Here is a 3,202-nt window from a genome sequence, read left to right as displayed (position 1 = left end):
ATAGCACACCTATTTTGAGCGCTGATTATAACAAGATATACATCAAAAAACGAGAAACTGCCTACTATGACGTCTACAGATCACTCTGTTATTTTACTGATATTAAAGGCACTAGAAGGACGCGGTGCAGAACGCATGGTCACAACATTGGCGCGTGCCTATATAGATATGGATTATGACGTCCATGTGCTTTGCCTAGAAGATACGATGGATATGTGCCTAGATTCTCGTGTACATTATCACGTCGTGCCTTATAATCAACCGCTGTTTAATATAGAAACTGAGCAAGCCACCGCTTATAAACAGGTTGCAGCGTGTATTGATGAATATGTGCTAAAAAATATCGGAATACCTGAATTAATCTTGACTAATATTTACAAGGTTAATTGGATTATGGCATATAGCGATCTACCAAATATAGTGAACGTATTGCATACGGCATTATCCAGACAGTTTCAAGAAAAGCTAGCAACCATGCCTGCTCAGACTACGACTCATTTAAAAATGGTATATGGTGCTCATCCTTGTAGCTGTGTCAGCGAAGGCGCACGCCAAGATTTACTCACGCTTATTGGTCATCATGACCATAGAACTAGAACCACGACAATTTATAACCCATGCGATGTCAGTCAAATTCAGCAATTGGCCAGTGAGCCTTTTTCTATTAAAGAGTTTGGCTTGACTGACAAGGGTTATATCATTCATGTCGCTTCGTTTGACGCTATGAAGGGTCATCGTGAGTTATTGCTGGCCTATGCCAAAACAGGGCGCAAGCTACCATTGGTTTTGGTTGGTAAAGGTCGACTTGAAGATGAAATAAAACAATTAGCGATTGAGTTAAAAATTGAGGATAAAGTATACTTTTTGGGCTTTCATGCCAATCCTTATCCGCTGATTGCTCGCGCAGCATTGTTAGTTATGACCTCTAAGTACGAGGGCTTTGGTTATGTCATTGTCGAGGCACAATCACTGGCTGTGCCAGTGATTAGTACTGATTGTCCATTTGGTCCAAGAGAGCTGTTACCACAGAAAAACCTAGTTGCTATCGATGATATCGAAGGGTTAGCAGCGCTAATAAGTCAGGCATTAGATAATGCGAATCAATTTATAACACCGTTAAATCGGCAGCTATTACCAAAGCATATTGCACAGCAGTATTTATATTTTGCTCATAGTACAAAAGATATTATGGACGAAAATATTAATTAAAGTCGAAAAGTGACTTAGAAACAGGTGAGTGATTGGTAACACTCACACCAAGCTGCTGATAAGTTTTAGCCATTAAATTAAATGATGGCACAATGGTATTACTCATGACATTGTTCAAGGTAGTGGGCGCACTGCGTTCGTTATTTTCATAAAACCGCGGCTTGTCATTATTGAGTAAATCAATACCATATAAATGCAGCGCACCTGCACCACGGGAGAAAGCCAGTTGCGTTGCTACATAAGCCACTGTTCCGGCTTCTACAAAGCCGTGAGTGATATCTAAAGACAGTCCAACAGGTGCTGGCTGATGATGGCTCTCGATAACGAATTTAGGATGCTTAGCAAATGCTGATAGGGGTGTTTTTCTATCAAGTGCTTGATGCTCGAGGTCTTTCTTTAATAGTAAGCGACTAAATTCTGAATCATTTCCTTTAACACCCCACGGTCTGTCGACAGGATAGATAATACGCATCTTATGATGATATTTTTTTATGATTTCAGGATGGGCACTGACCAATGCTTCTAATACTGCCAAGGTGGCATATAGAGGCTGACCGGTATAGTATTTAGTTAATATATCGAGCTGATGGAAAATAAAACGTGCATCACTAATGACATAACCGACGACATTGGTAAATCTGTACTGAGCAGTGAGACTAATACTACCGTTAATAAAAATCGTGGCTGTATCTATTAAAGGTGTAAAATCTACCTCAGCAATAGAGGGACCCGAAGCAATGATATTGACAGCTTGCTGGTCAAGGTTTTGTTGGGTTTCTTGCGTGTCAAATGCGCGAATAGGGAAAGGCTGATTACCAACATCAAACTCAATCATAGGAGATAATCCCAAGTTCAACTCCATATATTTTAAAGTAATGACGGTTTGATGATTACATTATACCCAATATTCTTTGAGCCAAGGGCTTGGTTTGACATGACGATACCATTTACCGCTACCACCATTGATAGCATCTGGCGGATTAATCTCACCATGAAAAATAACGATTTTGGCACCATCTGGCAGAGTAGGTGCCCTTACCAGATTAAACGGAATGGGCGCGATACATTGATATTTAAAGCTGACACACCAATCTTTATCCCAATATTCTAAGTGATGATGCTCACGTAGATAGTTAGACAAATACGCTTGTTCATGACGTACTTGAGTACGAATGGTCTCAAAGTTGCGCTCAAAGTTTGCTAGTAAATCAGGATAACTACCCATGCCGATATTGAAGCGATAGACCGAGCTATTACCAATCATCCGCCAAGGTTTTTTCCAGTCACGGATGATAACCACGCTATCGTCGTGCTCAGCTTTATAAGTGAAAAAGCCATCGATATTATCAACGATAACGATATCAATATCTAAAAATAACGCCACGCCTTTTAAATCGTATAGCTCAGGCTTGAAGGTCGTCAGCTTTTTCCAACCACGTTCAGGTCCTGCAGGTAGATTGAGCTCAGGGATAGGATGGCAGATAACAGCAGGATCAATACCTGTGCTGTCATCAGTCAAGCAAACCATCTGAAAATCTAAAGTCAGGTTACGACGTACCATGTTATATAGGCGGTTGACATATTCCGCACCGTATATATCACCCCATTTCATACAAATGATGTAACGCGCTTCAGATATATTATTATCTGTCTGTGTTTGGGTGGTTGATAAATCGGGGGTTATATCCATTGCCATAATGCACTCATATTTATATAAATAAGGAGGTCGTATTAAAAGGGAAAGCAGTCAGTAAAGTAAATAGTAACAGCAAATAATACAGAAAGTAGCAATGCTATCATAAATTATTCACTATAAACTTTAGCATGATAAGTATCAATAAATCCTGCTAAATCAGCGTCATCAGCAACATAAGGATTATCTAAAACAGGTATACGCTTAAAGCGCCGATAGCCCCACATATAATGACTAAAATGCGCTTCAACCATAGCTTGCATAGCATGATTAAGTGCATAAGCTGCTGTTTCAGTCTTG

3 protein-coding genes and 1 pseudogene are annotated in these 3,202 nt (G+C 39.9%); 1 reads left to right on the top strand and 3 read right to left on the bottom strand.

The window, feature by feature from the left end; all coding sequences use genetic code 11:
• The first annotated feature begins 66 nt into the window (after nucleotides 1-66).
• Complete coding sequence (locus tag VLN09_RS10705; RefSeq protein WP_325246367.1) at nucleotides 67-1,209, top strand: glycosyltransferase; 1,143 nt, start codon at nucleotides 67-69, stop codon at nucleotides 1,207-1,209.
• Here the strand turns inward: VLN09_RS10705 and VLN09_RS10700 are convergent.
• From VLN09_RS10700 to VLN09_RS10690, 3 genes and pseudogenes are all read right to left on the bottom strand, one after another.
• The gene (locus VLN09_RS10700) at nucleotides 1,202-2,059 is read right to left on the bottom strand and encodes a hypothetical protein (protein WP_325246365.1); all 858 of its coding nucleotides are present in this window, start codon (nucleotides 2,057-2,059) and stop codon (nucleotides 1,202-1,204) included. The genes VLN09_RS10705 and VLN09_RS10700 overlap by 8 nt on opposite strands.
• A gap of 45 nt (nucleotides 2,060-2,104) precedes the next feature.
• The gene (locus VLN09_RS10695; protein WP_414709125.1) at nucleotides 2,105-2,848 is read right to left on the bottom strand and encodes a glycosyltransferase; all 744 of its coding nucleotides are present in this window, start codon (nucleotides 2,846-2,848) and stop codon (nucleotides 2,105-2,107) included.
• 164 nt (nucleotides 2,849-3,012) lie between these two features.
• Nucleotides 3,013-3,202, bottom strand: a pseudogene (locus VLN09_RS10690) (lipid A biosynthesis acyltransferase); the annotation flags it as partial.

The sequence above is a fragment of the Psychrobacter sp. genome (assembly GCF_035469765.1).
Lineage (GTDB): Bacteria > Pseudomonadota > Gammaproteobacteria > Pseudomonadales > Moraxellaceae > Psychrobacter.
This window is presented reverse-complemented; position numbering and strand designations above follow the sequence as displayed.

Coding starts and splice junctions, on each gene's coding strand:
- VLN09_RS10705 (WP_325246367.1), top strand. CDS start 67: ATGACGTCTACAGATCACTCTGTTATTTTACTGATATTAAAGGCACTA.